13 protein-coding genes are annotated in these 16,885 nt (G+C 69.0%); 6 read left to right on the top strand and 7 right to left on the bottom strand.

The features are described from left to right. Positions 1 to 125: 125 nt before the first annotated feature. The 4 genes from pgeF to lgt all read right to left on the bottom strand — a co-directional run bounded on the left by pgeF (position 126) and on the right by lgt (position 3,406). A complete protein-coding gene (gene pgeF, locus J7495_RS19470) occupies positions 126 to 896 on the bottom strand; it encodes a peptidoglycan editing factor PgeF (protein ID WP_294058637.1) in 771 nt (256 codons plus the stop codon). Then, a complete protein-coding gene (locus tag J7495_RS19465) occupies positions 893 to 1,408 on the bottom strand; it encodes a GNAT family N-acetyltransferase (protein WP_294058636.1) in 516 nt (171 codons plus the stop codon). The genes pgeF and J7495_RS19465 overlap by 4 nt, the downstream gene beginning before the upstream one ends. Beyond that, positions 1,405 to 2,376: an SAM-dependent methyltransferase gene (locus J7495_RS19460; protein ID WP_294058646.1), complete on the bottom strand. Its 972-nt coding sequence runs from the start codon at positions 2,374 to 2,376 to the stop codon at positions 1,405 to 1,407. The genes J7495_RS19465 and J7495_RS19460 overlap by 4 nt, the downstream gene beginning before the upstream one ends. A gap of 106 nt (positions 2,377 to 2,482) precedes the next feature. Next, positions 2,483 to 3,406 carry a prolipoprotein diacylglyceryl transferase gene (gene lgt / locus J7495_RS19455; protein ID WP_294058635.1) on the bottom strand — a complete coding sequence of 308 codons (924 nt, stop codon included), beginning with the start codon at positions 3,404 to 3,406 and terminating at the stop codon, positions 2,483 to 2,485. 90 nt (positions 3,407 to 3,496) lie between these two features. Between lgt and J7495_RS19450 the strand changes: the two genes are divergently transcribed. The 4 genes from J7495_RS19450 to alr all read left to right on the top strand — a co-directional run bounded on the left by J7495_RS19450 (position 3,497) and on the right by alr (position 8,792). Then, the gene (locus tag J7495_RS19450; RefSeq protein WP_294058634.1) at positions 3,497 to 5,761 is read left to right on the top strand and encodes a molybdopterin cofactor-binding domain-containing protein; all 2,265 of its coding nucleotides are present in this window, start codon (positions 3,497 to 3,499) and stop codon (positions 5,759 to 5,761) included. Further along, positions 5,758 to 6,759 carry a ferrochelatase gene (gene hemH, locus J7495_RS19445; RefSeq protein WP_294058633.1) on the top strand — a complete coding sequence of 334 codons (1,002 nt, stop codon included), beginning with the start codon at positions 5,758 to 5,760 and terminating at the stop codon, positions 6,757 to 6,759. The genes J7495_RS19450 and hemH overlap by 4 nt, the downstream gene beginning before the upstream one ends. Positions 6,760 to 6,797: 38 nt before the next feature. Then, complete coding sequence (gene phbB / locus J7495_RS19440) at positions 6,798 to 7,520, top strand: acetoacetyl-CoA reductase (RefSeq protein WP_294058632.1); 723 nt, start codon at positions 6,798 to 6,800, stop codon at positions 7,518 to 7,520. 243 nt (positions 7,521 to 7,763) lie between these two features. Continuing rightward, on the top strand, positions 7,764 to 8,792 hold the full coding sequence (alr, locus tag J7495_RS19435; RefSeq protein WP_294058645.1) for an alanine racemase: 1,029 nt from the start codon (positions 7,764 to 7,766) through the stop codon (positions 8,790 to 8,792). Positions 8,793 to 8,900: 108 nt separating this feature from the next. Here the strand turns inward: alr and J7495_RS19430 are convergent, their stop codons facing one another. The 3 genes from J7495_RS19430 to J7495_RS19420 form a co-directional block, all read right to left on the bottom strand. Next, positions 8,901 to 11,906 (bottom strand): TonB-dependent receptor, encoded by a 3,006-nt coding sequence (locus J7495_RS19430; RefSeq protein ID WP_294058631.1) that lies wholly within the window; start codon positions 11,904 to 11,906, stop codon positions 8,901 to 8,903. A 205-nt stretch (positions 11,907 to 12,111) separates the two neighbouring features. After that, positions 12,112 to 13,284, bottom strand: coding sequence for an acetyl-CoA C-acetyltransferase (locus tag J7495_RS19425; RefSeq protein ID WP_294058630.1), 1,173 nt, complete (start codon positions 13,282 to 13,284; stop codon positions 12,112 to 12,114). 33 nt (positions 13,285 to 13,317) lie between these two features. Then, positions 13,318 to 14,322: an alpha/beta fold hydrolase gene (locus J7495_RS19420; RefSeq protein WP_294058629.1), complete on the bottom strand. Its 1,005-nt coding sequence runs from the start codon at positions 14,320 to 14,322 to the stop codon at positions 13,318 to 13,320. 77 nt (positions 14,323 to 14,399) lie between these two features. Between J7495_RS19420 and phaR the strand changes: the two genes are divergently transcribed. Both phaR and J7495_RS19410 read left to right on the top strand, forming a co-directional pair. Then, positions 14,400 to 14,954, top strand: coding sequence for a polyhydroxyalkanoate synthesis repressor PhaR (gene phaR / locus J7495_RS19415; protein ID WP_294058628.1), 555 nt, complete (start codon positions 14,400 to 14,402; stop codon positions 14,952 to 14,954). A 69-nt stretch (positions 14,955 to 15,023) separates the two neighbouring features. After that, positions 15,024 to 16,763, top strand: coding sequence for a D-aminoacylase (locus J7495_RS19410; protein ID WP_294058627.1), 1,740 nt, complete (start codon positions 15,024 to 15,026; stop codon positions 16,761 to 16,763). Positions 16,764 to 16,885: the final 122 nt, after the last annotated feature.

The raw sequence follows: 16,885 nt of genomic DNA, 5'->3' as shown, positions 1-16,885 counted from the left end.
GAAGGCAAGAGTCACAAGAGTCACAACCCGTGCGCGTGATGAACCCTTCCATTCGCTTCGTTCGACTCGCTCGCGCCGCGCCGACGAAGATCATCCGCTGGAACATCAGCAGACGAATTCCAACATCACAACCCCTCGGGGTCAGCCAATCCGATCAGCGAGATCTGCCGGCCATAGTCCGGCTCCTTCCGATGGGTCGCGCGGCGGAAGCTGTAGAAACGCGCTTCGTCGGCATAGGTGTCGAGCCCGAGCAGTTCGATGCGACCGATGCCGGCGCTCGCGAGACGACGCGCGACATAGGCTTCGAGGTCGAACTGGTGGTGGCCCGGCCGGCCGGCGGCGAAGAAACGCTCGTTCTCCGGGTCCTCGGCGACGAAGCGGGCGAGGAAGCCTTCGTCGACTTCGTAGCTCGCCCGCGCGATGCACGGGCCGATCGCGGCGGCGATGCGCTCGCGGCGCGCGCCGAGCTTCTGCATCGCCGCGATGGTCGAATCGGTGACGCCCGCAACGGCGCCCTTCCAACCCGCGTGCGCGGCGCCGATCACCCCGGCCTCGCGATCGGCGAGGAGGACGGGGGCGCAATCGGCAGTGAGGATGCCGAGCAGCAGGCCGGGCCGGTCGGTGACCAGCGCGTCGCCGCGCGGGCGTTCGGCGGGGGCTTGCGTGACGGTCAGGCAATCGGCCGAGTGGATCTGGTAGAGACCGGCGAGCGCGGCGCCGGAGAGCACCGCTTCGGCGGCGCGGTGACGGTTCTCGGCGACCGCCGCCGGATCGTCGCCCGAACCGATGCCGGTGTTGAGCCCCGAGACCACGCCGGTCGAGACGCCGCCGCGCCGGCCGAGGAAGCCGTGCGCCACGCCCTCGAGCGCAGCGGCGCGGATGACCTCGACGCTCACAGCTGGAGCCGCAGGATCAGGTCGCGGTCGACCTGCTCGCCGACCGCGAAGTCATAGTCGCCGACATGGACGAAGCCGAGGCGCCGGTAGAAGGCGATCGCGCGCGGGTTGTGCTCCCAGACGGTGAGCAGCAGCGCCGAGGCGCCGCGCTCGCGGGCGCGGTCCGCGGTCCAGGCCATGAGCTGCTGGGCGATGCCCTTGCCGTGCCAGTCGCTCGCGACATAGATCTGGCTGAGCTGGAGCGCGCCGGGCTCGGGGTCAGGAAGCCAGACCGGATTGAGCTTGGCATAGCCGACGATCCGTCCGCCGGCGACGGCGAGGCGGAAGTCGATCCCCGCGGCGCCGAGATCCCTGAGCAACTGGCCCTCGGGACCATAGGCCTTGGCGAGATAGGTGGCGGCGTCCTCGGCCGAGCTGCCGTGCGCGAAGGTCTCGATCCAGATCTGCCGCGCCATCGCGTCGAGCTCGGGGCCGTCGGCCGGGGTAGCGTCGCGATAGAGGATGCCGGTCATTGGAACCCTTCAGGCTCGGGCCAGCCGGGGGCGGTGAGCGCGATCGCCTTGAACAGGCTGCCCATCATCTCCTCCTCGACCAGCCGGGCGCGGTCGACGGCGATGCCCTCGGCGCGCTCGGGATGGGCGCGGGCGAGCGTCTCGGCGCGCGCGTCGATGCCGAGCGCGGTCAGCAAGGCGCCCTGGCTGACCGGGCCCCAGCCCGCCAGCCCCTCGGCCTCGGCGGCTTCCCTGAGCGTGGCGAAGTCGACGTGCGCAGTGAGGTCGGCCTCGCCGGGGCCCTCGAACGGATTGACGTACTCGTGGCCGCGTACCGCCTGGAGCGTGTCGCCGATCGCGGGCCCCTCATAGCCATAGTCGACGATCAGCGCCGCGCCGCCCTGTGCGGTGAGCCGGCCGGCGAGCGCGCGCATCACCGCGACGCTGGCGGGCGATGTCTCGAGGATCGCGCCCGGCTCGGCCTCGCGAAACGGGTAGGGGATGATCGCGTCGAAGCTGGACTGGCCGGCGATCGGCAGGAACATCGTGTCCTGGCAGGCGACGAGCCGCTCGCGCCAGCCTTCGGCCGTGCGGAGAAGCTGGCGGATCGGCAGCGCGTCGAAGAATTCGTTGGCGACGACGAGCAGGGGGAGGTCGTCCTCGATGCCGAGCAGCTCGAGGCTCCACTCGGCGTGGGGCACCCGCTCCTTCTGCGCGTCGCGGAGCAGCGGGCTGGTCTCGACGAAATGGACGGGCGGCTCGAGACCCACCCGCGCCATCGCCCGCAGCGCGTCGGCGGCGAGCGTGCCGCGGCCCGGCCCGAGCTCGACGTAGCGGACCTTCGGCCGGCCGGCGCGATCCCAGAGGTCGGCGAGCCACAGGCCGATGAGCTCGCCGAACATCTGGCTGACCTCGGGCGCGGTGGTGAAGTCGCCGCGCGCGCCCAGCGGATCGCGCGTCGCATAATAATGCGCGTTGGCGGCGCCCATGTATTGCGAGAGCGGGATCGGGCCGGCGAGCGTGATCGCACGCGCCAGCCGTTCGGGGAGGAGGGGCTCGCTCACTCCACCCTCCCGCTTCCGGGAGGGGCGCCGCTCACGCAGCGCCCTCGGCCGCGGCCGGCGCCTCGGGGACGAGCTCGGGCGCCGCTTCAGGTCGGGGCTCGCCCGCAGGCGGCATCGCTTCGTATCTCTCGCGCCGCTTCGCCGAGGTGGCGAGCAGGTAGATGCCGCCGACGATCATCGGCAGGCAGAGCAGCTGGCCCATGTGGATCACATTCTCGAAGAAGGTGCCGATGAACTGCTGATCGGGCTCGCGGAAATATTCGACGAAGAAGCGGAAACAGCCGTAGCCAGTGAGGAACACGCCGACGAGCCGGCCGGGATAATAGCGCGCGCTGGTGCGCCAGAACATCCATGCGAGGATCGCGAAGAGCACCAGCCCCTCGAGCAGCGCCTCGTAGAGCTGGCTCGGATGGCGCGCGAGCGGGCCTGCGCCGGGGAAGACGATCGCCCAGGGCACGTCCGCCGGCTTGCCCCAGAGTTCGCCGTTCACGAAATTGGCGAGGCGGCCGAAGAACAGCCCCATCGGCGCGCAGCAGGCGACATAATCGTGGACGCGCAGCCAGCTGAGCCCGTTGCGGCGGCAGAGCCAGAGGATCGCGAGCGTGGTGCCGATCACGCCGCCGTGGAACGACATGCCGCCGTCCCACAGCATGAAGATGTGGACCGGGTTGAGGAACATCTCGGGCTGGTAGAAGACCACATAGCCCAGCCGCCCGCCGGCGATGATCCCGATCGTCGCGTAGAAGACGAGATCGTCGGCGTGGCGCCGCGACATCGGCGCGCCCGGCGCCCCGAGCATCTTGAGCAGATACCACCAGCCGACCAGGATGCCCGCGATATAGGCGAGCGAATACCATTTGATCTCGAAGAACTTCAGGTCGAGCGCGACCTTGCTGAGGTGCAGGTCCTCGAACCGGATGTGCTGGCTGGCGGCGGCGAGCGTGTCCAAAAGCACGGCGGGGCGAAACTCCGAAAGCGATGTGTCGGTGACACCCCTAATCCCATCGGATGACAAACCCAAGCGTGTTGGCTTAAGGCCGTCACGATGGAGAGCGTGAAGCCGAGCAACCCGCGGAAAGGCCCCAGCCGGCGGACGCTGCTGATCGGCGGCGGCGCGGCGGCGGGGCTGCTCGTCGCCTGGGCGGTGTGGCCGCGCACCTATCTGGCCAACCTCACGCCCGGCGAAGGCGAGACGATCTTCGGCGCCTGGCTCAAGGTCGGCACCGACGGGCATATCGTGGTGGCCGTGCCGCAGGCCGAGCTGGGGCAGGGCGTGTTCACCGTCTTCCCGCAGATCGTCGCCGACGAGCTGGGCGCCGATTGGCGCAGCGTTGGCGTCGAGGCGGCGCCGCTCAACCCGCTCTATGCCAATCCCCTGGCGGCGGCGACGCTGTTCGAGGCCGCGCTCGGCGGGCTGCCGGGCAATCTCCAGCGCGAGCATGCGATGCGCAGCGCCTTGGTGCTGACCGCGGGCTCGAGCTCGATCCGCTATTTCGAGGAGGCGCTGCGCCAGGCGGGCGCAGCGGCGCGGGTGATGCTGTGCAAGGCCGCGGCGCGGCGCTGGGGCGTGGACTGGCAGGCGTGCGGCACCGCGGCCAACCAGGTGATCCACGGCAACCAGAAACTCGGCTTCGGCGAGCTTGCCGCCGCGGCGGTCGACGAGACGCTGCCCTCCGAACTGCCCCTGCGCGGCGAAGCGGGCGAGGGCGGGCCCGCCCGGCTCTACGGCCAGGGCGTGCCGCGGCTCGATGCGCCGTCCAAGGTCGACGGCAGCGTCAACTTCGCCGCCGACGTGCGGCTCGCCGACATGGTCTATGCCTCGGTCCGCCAGGGGCCGATCGGCGGCAGCGAGCTGCTGAGCGCCGATGAGGGGCCGGCGAACCGCATCCCCGGCATGCGCGCCGTAGTGCGCACCGGAAGCTGGATCGCCGCGGTCGCCGACAATTGGTGGGCGGCCGAGCGCGCGCTCGACGCGATGAAGCCGCGGTTCAAGGCGCCCGACAAGCCGGTCAACAGCGACACGATCGATTCGACGCTGAACGATGCGCTGGCCGGCGACGGGGCGCGGATCGCGAGCGCCGGCGACCTGTCGGCGGCGTTCCGCGGCGCGCAGGTGGTGTCGGCCGACTATCGCGTCGGCGTCGCGGTCCATGCCCCGATCGAGACGATGACCTGCACCGCCAATTGGTCGGGCGGGCGGCTGAGCCTTTGGCTGCCGACCCAGGCCCCCGGCCTCGCCCGCGCCGCCGCCGCGCGCGCGATCGGGGTGAGCGAGGACAGCGTCACCGTGCATCCGATGATGGCGGGCGGCTCGTTCGGCGCCAAGCTCGAGCATCGCGTCGCCGAGCAGGCCGCCGTGATCGCGCTGAAGATCGGCCATCCGGTCCAGCTCACCTGGTCGCGCGCCGAGGACATCCGCCACGATTGCTTCCGGCCCGCCGCCGCGGCGCGCCTGACCGGGCGGCTCGACGCCAAGGGGCAGGTCGCCGGCTGGCTCGCCAAGATCGCCGCACCGGCGAGCGGACGCGAACTCACGCGCCGGCTGCTCGCGGGCGACACGCTCGCCGCCGCCACCCTGGCCGTAACTGGGGGCGACCCATCGGCGGTGGCGGGGGCTGAACCGGCCTATGCCATCCCGAACTATGCGATCGACCATCACGAGGCGGACATCGGCGTGCCGAGCGGCCATTGGCGCTCGGACGCGCACAGCTACACCGCGTTCTTCACCGAGAGCTTCATCGACGAGCTCGCGCATGTCGCGGGGATCGAGGCGCTGTCGTTCCGCATGGCGATGCTGGGCAACGAGCCGAGGCTCGCGCGCTGCCTCCAGGTGGTGACGCAGCTCGGCGCCTGGAGCGGCGGCGAGCCGGGAAGCGGCCAGGGCATCGCCTGCCACGCGATGCGCGGCTCCTATATCGCGGTGCTCGCCGAGGCGGGACTCACGCCCAAGCGCGAAGTGAAGGTGACGCGGCTGGTCGCGGCGGTCGATTGCGGGCGGGTGATCAATCCGGACATGGTCAAGCAGCAGATCGAGGGCGGGCTGATCTTCGGCCTCGCCGCGGCAGTGGGCGCGTCGACCGACTTCACCGAGAGCATGGCCGACGTGCGCAGCATCGCCGACCTCTCGCTGCCGACGCTCGCCGACTGTCCCGACATCACCGTCGAGCTGATCCACAGCGAATCGGACACCGGCGGGGTGGGCGAGCTGGCGGTGCCGCCGGTCGCGCCGGCGATCGCCAATGCGCTGCAATCGGCGACGGGGACGCGCTTCCGCGCGCTGCCGCTGCTCTCGGACGTCGACAGCGAATGAGCCTGCCCGACGGCCATCCGAGCGTCGCCTGGGGGCGGGTCGGCGTGCTGCTGATCAACCTCGGCACGCCCGATGCGCCCGATGCAGGAGCAGTGCGGCGCTATCTGGCGGAATTCCTCTCGGATCCCCGCGTGGTGGAGATCCCGCCGCTCCTGTGGAAGCCTATCCTCCACGGCGTGATCCTGCGCACCCGGCCGAAGAAGTCGGCGCACGCCTACAGCCAGGTGTGGAGCGAGCAGGGCTCGCCGCTCGCGGCGATCACGCGCGCGCAGGCCGAGGCACTGGTCGGGAGCTGGGGCGAGCGCGTGATCGTCGATCATGCGATGCGCTACGGCCGCCCGGCGATCGCGGATCGGATCGCGGCGCTCGCCGATCAGGGCTGCGACCGCATCCTGATTGCGCCGCTATACCCGCAATATTGCGCGGCGACGACGGCGACCGCGAACGACGTCGCCTTCGCGACGCTCGCGGGGATGCGGCGCCAGCCGGCGCTCAGAACACTGCCGGCCTATCACGACGATCCCGCCTATATCGCCGCGCTCAAGGCATCGGTCGAAGAGTCGCTGACCGCGCTCGACTTCGAGCCCGACACGATCGTCGCGAGCTTCCACGGCATGCCCGCGCGAACGCTCGCGCTCGGCGACCCCTATCACTGCCACTGCAGCAAGACCGCGCGGCTGCTCGGCGAAGCATTGCGGCGGCCGCTGACGCTCACCTTCCAGTCGCGCTTCGGCCGGGCGAAATGGCTCGAGCCCGCGACCGACGTCGCGCTCGCCGAACTCGGCCGCCAGGGCCGGAAGGTCGCGGTGGTCTGTCCCGGTTTCTCCGCCGATTGCCTCGAGACGCTCGAGGAAATCGCGATCCGCGGCCGCGAGACCTTCCGCGCTGCGGGCGGCAGCGACTTCGCCTATTTGTCTTGCCTGAATGCCACTCAACTCGGCATCGAAATGCTGCGCACAATTATTGGACGCGAGCTTGCGGGCTGGGTAGAGCCTTGAACGAGTTCGTTCGGCAACGACAACAGAGAGGACCGGGAATGGCACGCGTAGCGATCGTGACGGGCGGAACGCGCGGCATCGGCGAGGCGATCAGCATTGCGCTGAAGGATGCAGGGGTGATCGTCGCCGCCAACTATGCCGGCAACGAAGAGAAGGCGCGCGACTGCGCCGAGCGCAACGGCATCAAATGCTACAAATGGGACGTCGGCGATTTCGACGCCTGCGCCGAGGGCGTGGCGCAGGTCGAGGCCGAGCTGGGGCCGGTCGACATCCTGGTCAACAATGCCGGCATCACGCGCGACGGCACGATCCTGAAGATGAGCCGCGAGATGTGGGAAGACGTGATCCGCATCAACTTGGGCGGCTGCTTCAACATGGCGCACGCGGTGTTCCCGGGGATGCGCAGCCGCAAATGGGGCCGGATCGTCAACATCGGCTCGATCAACGGCCAGGCCGGGCAGTACGGCCAGGTCAATTATGCCGCGGCCAAATCGGGCATCCACGGCTTCACCAAGGCGCTGGCGCAGGAAGGCGCACGTGCCGGCGTGACCGTGAACGCGATCGCGCCGGGCTACATCGATACCGATATGGTCGCGGCGGTGCCCGCCGACGTGCTCGAGAAGATCGTCGCCAAGATCCCGGTCAACCGCCTCGGCCAGGCGCACGAGATCGCGCGCGGCGTGGCGTTCCTCTGCTCGGAGGACGCCGGGTTCGTGACCGGTTCGACGCTGTCGATCAACGGCGGGCAGCACATGTATTGAGTCGAAGAAGGGTTTGTTCGCGCGGAGACGCGGAGACGCAGAGAGAGATTGGATCAGGCTCGGCCGCGGTGTGCCAGGCAAGCGGCAGGGGAGACCTTGGCGGGTTGGACGCGAGCTGCTGACGCGGCGGACAACCTCTCTGCGTCTCCGCGTCTCAGCGCGAACCGCTTCCCTTCGCCTCGAGGCTTGGGGCACGCCCTTATCAGCGCGCGCGAAATGTCCTAGCGGCGGGGGGTGACCGTGATTCCCTCGCCGCTTCGCCTGCGCATCGAGCGTGCCGCGCTGATCGCCAATTGGCGGACGCTTGCCGACATGAGCGGCGCGGCGGCGTGCGGCGCGGCGGTGAAGGCCGACGGCTATGGGCTGGGCGCGCGTGAGGTGGTGCGGTCGCTCGGCGAGGCGGGGTGCCGCGACTTCTTCGTCGCGACCTGGGCCGAAGCGCTTGATCTTGCCGACCTCGGGCTGCCGGTCTCGGTGCTCCACGGCGTCCGCGCCGAGGACATCGGCATCACGCGTCCGGCCAATCTGCGCCCGGTGCTCAACACGCGCGAGCAGGTGCTCCGCTGGCGTAATGCGGGCGGCGGGGCGTGCGATGTGATGGTCGACACGGGCATGAACCGGCTCGGCGTCTCGGCGGCCGAGGTGGCGGAAGGACTGCTCGACGGACTCGCGATCGAGACGCTGATGAGCCACCTCGCCTGCGCCGACGAGGACGTGCCGATGAACGCCCGCCAGTGCGACGCCTTCGCCGCTCTCGCCGGGCGCACTTCGGCCCGGCGGCTGAGCCTCGCCAATTCCGCGGGGATTGCGCTGGGCCCCGACTATCGCTTCGACCTGACCCGGCCGGGCATCTCGCTGTACGGCGGCGTGCAGCGCGCGGCATTCGAGGGGAAGATCCGCCAGATCGTGACGCCCGAGGCGCAGGTGCTCCAGCGCCGCCGCGTCGCCGCAGGCGAGACGGTCGGATACAGCGCCACCTTCGTCGCCGAGACCGATACTCAAGTGGCGATCCTCAACATCGGCTATGCCGACGGCTATCTCCGTTGCTTCTCGGGCAAGGGCGGCGCGCGTGCCGGGAGTGCCGCGCTGCCGGTGCTCGGGCGCGTCTCGATGGACCTGCTCGCCGTGGGCGCCGATGCCGCGCCGCAGCTGCGCGAGGGCGACTGGGTGTCGCTCGCCTATGACCTGCCCGCGACCGCGGCGCTGAGCGGGCTCTCGCAGTACGAGCTGCTCACGGGGCTTGGGCGGCGCTTCGACCGCATCTGGGATTAAGCGGCCGGCGCGAGGCGTTCGACATCGCGGAGGTAAAGAAAAGCCGGCGGTCCTTGCGGACCGCCGGCTGAATTTTCCCGTCACGGGGCCGGCCGAAGCCGGCTCCGATCAGAAGTGGACGCTGCCGTTCACGAAGAACGTACGGCCGAAGACATCGTAGCCGCTGTAGAGCGGGGCGTTGCCCTGGCGATTGTACTGGATCGACGAGATCTGCGGCGGAGCCTTGTTGGTCAGGTTCCGGACGCCCATCGTCAGCTCATAGTCCTTGATGCTGATCCGGACCGAGGCCGAGTGATAGAACACGTCCGGCGTCTCGAGGAAGTACGGCGTCGTCGCAGGATTCAGACCGTAGAGGTCGTAGCTCTGCTGACCCTTGATGTACTCGAGACCATAGTGGAACAGGAACTGGTTCCAGCTGTAGTTCGCGTTCAGCGTGCCCGTCCACTCCGGCGAGTTCAGCGAGCCGTTGTACTCGTCGAGCGGATCGGTCGGGTTCAGACGGTTGGCCTGCGAATAATACTTCGTCGCCGCGGCATCGAGCACGAACCGGCCGGGGCCGATCAGACGCTGATAGCGCAGGTTGAAGTCGATGCCGCGGACCTTGTCTTCCGACAGGTTCACATAGTTGTCGTTGACCGTCAGCGCCTTGGTGACCGAGTTACGCGTGATCAGGTTGCAATAGCCGCCGCCTGCGCGGAAGTCCGGATCGTCGTAGCAGAGCGACGAGATGCCCCCCACACCCGCACGAGCGACGCCGTTGTCGACCTCGATCGAGAAATAGTCGGCCGCGAACGAGAAATTGCCCCACGAGCTCTCGCCGCCATCGAGGCGAAGAACGCCGCCGACCGACCAGTTGGTCGAGGTTTCCGCCTTCAGACCAGTCGCGCTGCCGCCGCCCGCGAAGGTGGTGACGCTGCTCGTCTGGAGGAAGTCGGGAGCCAGGCCTTCCGAGGCGCAGTTCTTGTAGCGCGTGTCGGTCGGAGCGAAGCTGGCACCGTAGTTGTAGCAGGGGTCAGCAGTCTGCGACAGGAAGCCCGACGTGGCGCCGAGATACTGTTCGAACAGCGCCGGCGCGCGATAGGACGTGCCGTAGCTGCCGCGGAAGCTGAGCCACTTGACCGGAGCCCAGACGCCGCCGAACTTGTAGGTCTTGTCGCCGCCGTACGAACGATAGTGCGTGTAGCGGCCCGACGCATTGAGCGACAGCTCATAGATGAACGGCAGGTCGCTGAGCAGCGGCGCATCGGCTTCGGCGAAGATTTCCCAGACCTGATCGGTGCCCTTGGTCGGCTGCGACGACGTGAAGCCGTACAGATTGCCGCGGACGCTCTCCGGCGAGGGCTCGTCGTCGATCGACGAACGACGGAACTCGGCACCCAGCGCCATCTGGAAATCGCCGCCCGGCAGCTTGAACAGCGAGCCGGTGGCGGTCAGGTTGGCGACGGTCTCGTCGTACTTGGTGACGCCCGTCACCGGATCGGTGACATAGTCGAACCACGCCTGCGGGAACTGGCCGCCGACCACCGCCGGAGTCAGCGCCGGCGCCGCGACGCAGCCGCCGGTGGTGTCACGGCAGGCGAAGCCGCCGCCCGAAGCGACGACGTCCATCGACTGGCCCAGACGGTCGGTCAGGATCAGGTCGGTGGTGTAGGTCGCGTCGGACCAGGTCTTCGACACGTAGAAGTCGTAGTTCCAGCCCCACGGCAGGTCGCCGCGGATACCGCCGCTGAGCTTCGCGAAGTCGACGGTCTGACGGTTGTCGTAGTTGCCATAGGCGGTGAAGGCGCGAACGCCGATCACCGAGGTCGGGTTGGCGGTCGACGTGCCGGCCGCGCCGAAGGTGCTGAACGCCAGGCTCGACGGGATCAGCGGGCTGCCCTTCAGATAGTCGAGGGTGAACTGGCGGAAGCCGGTCTGGTTCGACTTGCGGCGGTTGATGAGGACCTCGGTGTAGATCTCGGCATTGCCCAGCGAGTTGAGCTTGTAGCTCCCCTGCAGGTAGCCGGTGAGGACCTCGGCCGGCGACCAGAGCTGCTGGTTCAGGATCCGCGGATCGAAGGTGTCGCGGATGTTGAGGCCCAGCGTGCCGCCGCCGACGCACTCATAGCCGGGGATGCCGCCGGCAGCCGCGCTGTTCGGGCGGAAGCGGTTGCAGGCGCCGGCGTAGCCCGCGGGCACGCCGGGAGCCAGCGCGACCGCCGATCCGGCGACGCTGTTGGTGCCGATCGTATTGATCGTCACGCCGTTCTCGCCGGTGGCGCCGGTCGGATAGCACTTCGACTTGCCGGTCTTCGGGTCGAGCAGGTCGCCCGAGCCCGGAACGCGGCTGCCGCCGTTGGTCATGCGGTACTGGGTCTGGCACTGCGCCCAGTCACGCTGGCCGAGCCGCAGCTCGTCCTGCTTGAAATACTCGACCGAGCCCGCGATGTTGAAGCGGTCCCCGTTGAAGCCGAACACCGCCGAATAGCGCTGCTGGCCGCCGCCGCCCTCTTCCGTGAAGTTGTGCTGGGCCTGGAGCGTGATGCCCTCGACCTTGGTCTCGGTCACGATATTGACCACGCCCGCGACGGCGTCCGAACCGTAGATCGACGACGCGCCGGCCTTCAGCACTTCGATGCGGTTGATGATCGCGCTCGGCAGCACGTTGAGGTCGGCCGAGCCGACCGAACCGCGCGAACCCGCCGGCGCGACTCGGCGACCGTTCAGCAGGATCAGCGTGCGGGTGGCGCCCAGGCCGCGCAGCGACAGGGTGTTGGCACCCGGGCCGCCGTTGGTGACGTAGCCACCGTAGGAGTTGTTGATCTGCGACGCACCGTTGGTGATCGCGGTACCCTGCAGCACGGCGCTCGTCGAGTTGAAGCCCGCGAGGGTCGCTTCATCCTTCGTGACGACCGTGACCGGCTCCGGCATGTTGAAGGTGTCGCGCTTGATGCGCGAGCCGACCACGACGATCGGGCCGGCTTCTTCATCATCCGCGGCGGTCGTGGTGGCGCTGTCATCCTGGGCAGCGGCGGGCGCGTCGGTCGCGAACGCTGCTGTCGGGATCAGCATGAGCGAACCGGCAAGTGCCGTGGCGCCCAGCAAACGGGAGAGGTTCATTGCAATATGCCCCATGCAGGCGGAATGCCTGATGGGCGGAAATCAACCGGCAATACACGAGACATGCAAGCGACTTCATGCTGCGCCGCGGGATTCAGCGCAATTGTGTTGCATGAAAGTGACAATAATAATACGAAACGCAATATAAGTTGTCAAGCGAAAAAAGGGCGCCGCGGTGGATTTCCGCAGCGCCCCGCCAGCGTTCGCTTTCAAATCCGAATCAACGCTCGACGCACATCGCAATGCCCATACCGCCGCCGATACAAAGCGTTGCGAGTCCCTTCTTCGCGTCTCGGCGCTGCATCTCGTAGAGCAATGTGGTGAGCACGCGCGCGCCGCTGGCGCCGATCGGATGGCCGATCGCGATCGCGCCGCCGTTCACGTTCACTTTGTCGGGGTCGAGGCCCAATTGGCGGCCGACCGCGAGCGCCTGCGCCGCGAACGCTTCGTTCGCTTCGATCAGGTCGAGGTCGGCCACGGTCCAGCCCGCCTTCTCAAGCGCGCGCTTCGACGCCGGGACGGGGCCGAGGCCCATCACCGCGGGGTCGACGCCCGCCGAAGCCCAGCTGGCGATGCGCGCGAGGATCGGCGCGCCGCGGCGTTCGGCTTCCTCGCGAGTCATGATGACGAGCGCGGCGGCGCCGTCGTTGATCCCGCTCGCGTTGCCCGCGGTCACCGTGCCATCCTTCTTGAACGCCGGGCGCAGGCCCGCGGCGGCTTCGATCGTCGCGCCGGCGCGGATATACTCGTCCTGGTCGACGATGGTGTCGCCCTTGCGGCCCTTGACCGTAACGGCTGCGATCTCGTCCTTGAACCGGCCCTCGGCGCGCGCCGCCTCGGCGAGGTTCTGCGAGCGCGTGGCGAAGGCGTCCTGATCCTCGCGCGAGACCTGGCATTGCTCGGCGACGTTCTCGGCGGTGATGCCCATGTGATAGCCGTTGAAGGCATCCCAGAGGCCGTCCTTGATCATCGTGTCGACCAGTTCGACGTTGCCCATCTTGGCGCCGGCGCGCAGCGCCTGGGCGTGGTTGCTGAGCGACATGCTCTCCTGCCCGCCGGCGACGACGATGGCGGCGTCGCCGTTGGCCACTGCCTGATAAGCGAGCGCGACCGCGCGCAGGCCCGAGCCGCAGACCTGGTTGACGCCCCAGGCGGGGACTTCCTTGGGCACCCCCGCGGCCATCGAGGCCTGGCGCGCGGGGTTCTGGCCCTGCGCGGCGGTGAGCACTTGGCCGAGGATGACTTCGGAGACTTCCTCGCCCGAGACGCCGGCCTGGGCGAGCGCGGCTTCGATCGCGGCCTTGCCGAGCTCATGCGCGGGCACGGTGCCGAAGGCGCCGAGGAAGCTGCCCACCGGCGTGCGCTTGGCGGCAGCGATGACGATGTCGGTCATGGAGAGAACCTCAGAGGAAGTGAATTTCGCGCGCTATCTAGGCGCGGGCAGGGCCTTTAGCCAGTCCGCAAGCGGCTGCCAGAGCGATTCGCGGCCGCGCCCACCGACGATCATGCCGACATGGCCGAGCGGCAGCTCGCGGGCGGTGCCGAAGTCGGCGGCGCTTTCGCGCGGCACGATGCGGTCGGTGGTCGAGACGAAGGACAGCATCGGCGCGTCGACGGCCTCTGGGGAGGCGGTGCGGCCGCCGACCTGCCATTTGCCGCGGCCGGGCAGGTCGGCGACGAGGAAGTCGTCGAACAGCTGGCGGCCCGCGGCGAAGGTGAGCGGCGCGCCGGCATTGGCCCAGTCCTCGAGCGCGACGAAGGCGCTGGTCGCCGCGCTGCGCGACTCGAGCCGGCCGAATCGCTCGAACTTGGCGACGGTACGGGCGGGATCCATCTGCCAGAAACCGGCCTGGAGCACTTCCATGGGCACGAGCCCGAGCGCCTGGCAGGTCTCGTGTGCTTCGTCCCAGAGCGACGAGATGGGGTCGAGCTGGCCGGCATAGCCCGAGAAGCGCCATGGCGCGGCGATCGAGACGAGCCCCGCGACATTAACCAGGTTCGCCGCAGCAATCGCCATCGTGCCGCCCAGGCAATAGCCGGCGAGCACCGGCGGCCGCTTGAGCGAGCGCACCAGCGGCACGAGCAGCGACTCGACATGGCCGCCGATGTCCATGTCGCGATCGTCGGCGGTCGGCGCGCCCCAGTCGACGAGCAGCGGCCTCACCCCCTGGCGCGCGAGCCAGCGCAGCAAGGAATTGCCGCGCGCGAGGTCGAGCACCAGCGGCGGATTGATCAGCGAGGGGACGAAGACGACGGGCTGGCCGTGCCCGCCATAGTCGCGCAGCACGGCGCGTCCGGCGCTTGCGATCGCGGGCTTGGGCGGGCGCGCTGCGGGGCGCCGAGCCTGCTGATAGGCGCGCAAACCCTGGAGTGCCGCGCTGCGGCGATCGGGCGATGCTGCGGTCTCGCTGCGCAGCAACTCGAGAAACAATGGTAAAGGGCGAGGCCCTTGTTGCGCTGCGGAAGAAAAGGGTGATAGACTTAAATCAGTCACAGGCGAGGGGCCCCATGAAAAAAGCGACTCCCGGCGATGGCCCGGTCATCATCAAGAAGTACGCGAACCGGCGGCTCTACAACACCGAAACCTCCTCCTACATCACGCTCGACCACCTGGCGGCGATGACGCGCGAGGGGCGGGATTTCAAGGTGGTGGATGCCAAGACCGAGGAGGACATCACGCACAATGTCCTCACCCAGATCATCATGGAGGAAGAGGCGCGCGGGCAGACGATGCTGCCGGTCAACTTCCTGCGCCAGCTGATCGCGCTGTACGGCGATTCGATGCAGGCGATGGTGCCCGGCTACCTCGAGGCCTCGATGGAGAGCTTCCGGCGCAACCAGGAGCAGTTCAAGTCGGCCGTCGAGGGGGCCTTCGCCAATTCGCCCTTCGCCGAGATCGCCAAGCGCAACATCGCGATGTTCGAAGCGGCGACCGCGGCGTTCAAGCCGGGCGCCACGCCGGCGACGCCGGCCGCGCCCGCAGCCGAGAGCGGCGACGACCTGACGTCGCTCAAGGCCGAGCTCGCGCGGCTGCAGGACAAGATCGAGAAACTGGGGAAGTAGGGCAACGCGGTCGCATTTGCGCGACCGCCGCGCTTCGTCCTACCCTGCGCCGCAGGGAGGAGTTCGCAGATGCCGATGAAACGCCTGGTCCGCCCGCTGCTTGCGGGCTCGATCCTGCCGATGCTGCTGGGAGCGGCGTCGCCGGGCCCGGCCTATGACCTGATCGTCCGCGGCGGCACGATCTACGACGGCAGCGGCGGCGCGCCGATCGTCGGCGACATTGCGGTGACCGGCGACCGGATCGTGAAGATCGCGCCGCACGTCGATGGCACGGCCAGGGCCGAGATCGACGCGCGCGGAAAGGCGGTGTCCCCGGGCTTCATCAACATGCTGGCGCACCCCGAAGTCTCGCTGTTCGAGGACGGGCGCGCGCTCAGCGACCTGTCGCAGGGCGTGACGCTCGAAGTGCTCGGCGAGGATTCGATGGGGCCGCTCACCCCCGAGATGGCGCGCGACATGGCGGCGCGGCAGAGCGACGTCCACTTCCCCGTCACCTGGCAGACGCTCGGCCAGTACATGGATACGCTCGAGCGCCGCGGGATCGCACCCAATGTCGCGTCCTTCGTCGGCGCGGCGACGGTGCGCACCAACCTGCTCGGCGAGCGCGACCTGCAGCCCGATGCGCAGCAATTGGACGCGATGCGCGCGCTGGTGCGCCAGGCGATGGAGGAAGGCGCGGTCGGGCTGACCACCGCCTTGATGTACTCGCCCGCCACCTATGCGAAGACGCCAGAGCTGATCGCGCTGGCCGAGGTCTCGGCGCAATGCGGCGGCATCTTCAGCGCTCACATCCGCAACGAAGGCGACCGGCTGCTCGAAGCGATCGACGAGCTGGTCGCAGTGGCGAAGGCGAGCGGCGCGCCGGGGCACATCTATCATTTCAAGCAATCGGGCCGCGACAATTGGCCCAAGATCGACGCGGCGATCGCGCGGGTCGAGGCGGCGCGCGCGGCTGGGGTGCGGATCACCGCGGACATGTACACCTATCCGGCGAGCGCGACCGGTCTCGACGCGGCGATGCCGCCCTGGGTGCAGGACGGCGGGCTCGAGCAGTGGATCGCCCGGATGCGCGACCCAGCGGTGCGCGCCAAGGTGGCAGCGGAGATGCACGAGCCGCATCCGGCAGGCTGGGACAATGCCTACGGCCAGGCGGGCGCCGGGGGCACGCTGCTGCTCGCGTTCAAGAACCCGGCGCTGAAACCGTTGACGGGGAAGACGCTCGCCGAAGTCGCGGCGATGCGCGGCAAGTCGCCCGAGGAAACCGCGATCGACCTGGTGATCGAGGACGGCACGCGCGTCGGCGTATCGTATCGCTCGATGACCGAGGACAACCTCCGGCGCGAAGTGGCGCTGCCCTGGATGATGTTCGATTCGGACGAGGCGGCGCCAGCGCCCGAAGGCGTGTTCCTGCTCTCGAACCCGCATCCGCGCGCCTATGGCAGCTTCGCGCGGCTGCTCGCGAACTATGTCCGCGACGAGCAGCGCGTGCCGCTCGCCGAAGCGATCCGGCGGCTTACCAGCCTGCCCGCGGCGACCTTGTCGCTGGAGGGGCGGGGGACGCTGGCGGTCGGCAGCTATGCCGACATCGTGGTGTTCGACCCTGCGACGATCGCCGACCGCGCGACCTTCGCCAAGCCGCACGCGCTGGCGGTGGGGGTGAGCGACGTGGTGGTCAACGGCGGCGTCGCGATGCGCGGCGGCAAGGCGACGGGCGCGGCGACGGGGCGCTTCGTCCATGGGCGGGCGTGGAAGGGCGCGACGAGCGGCGGGTGCCGGGCGAAGGCTTCGGATTGGACATGGGCGAAGTAGGGCTTTGCTCTCCTCCCGGTAAGGGAGGGGAGTGAAGGCCCCTAAGAGCCCGTTTGGAAATGCGCGGAAGAGCGCATTTCGAGACGGCACCAGCCCGCTCCCCCACCCGGCCTCCCATAGAA

The organism is Sphingomonas sp. (assembly GCF_017745215.1).
Taxonomy (GTDB): Bacteria; Pseudomonadota; Alphaproteobacteria; order Sphingomonadales; family Sphingomonadaceae; genus Sphingomonas.
Note: the sequence above shows the minus strand (reverse complement) of the source record. Positions and strands in the feature narration are given on the sequence as shown.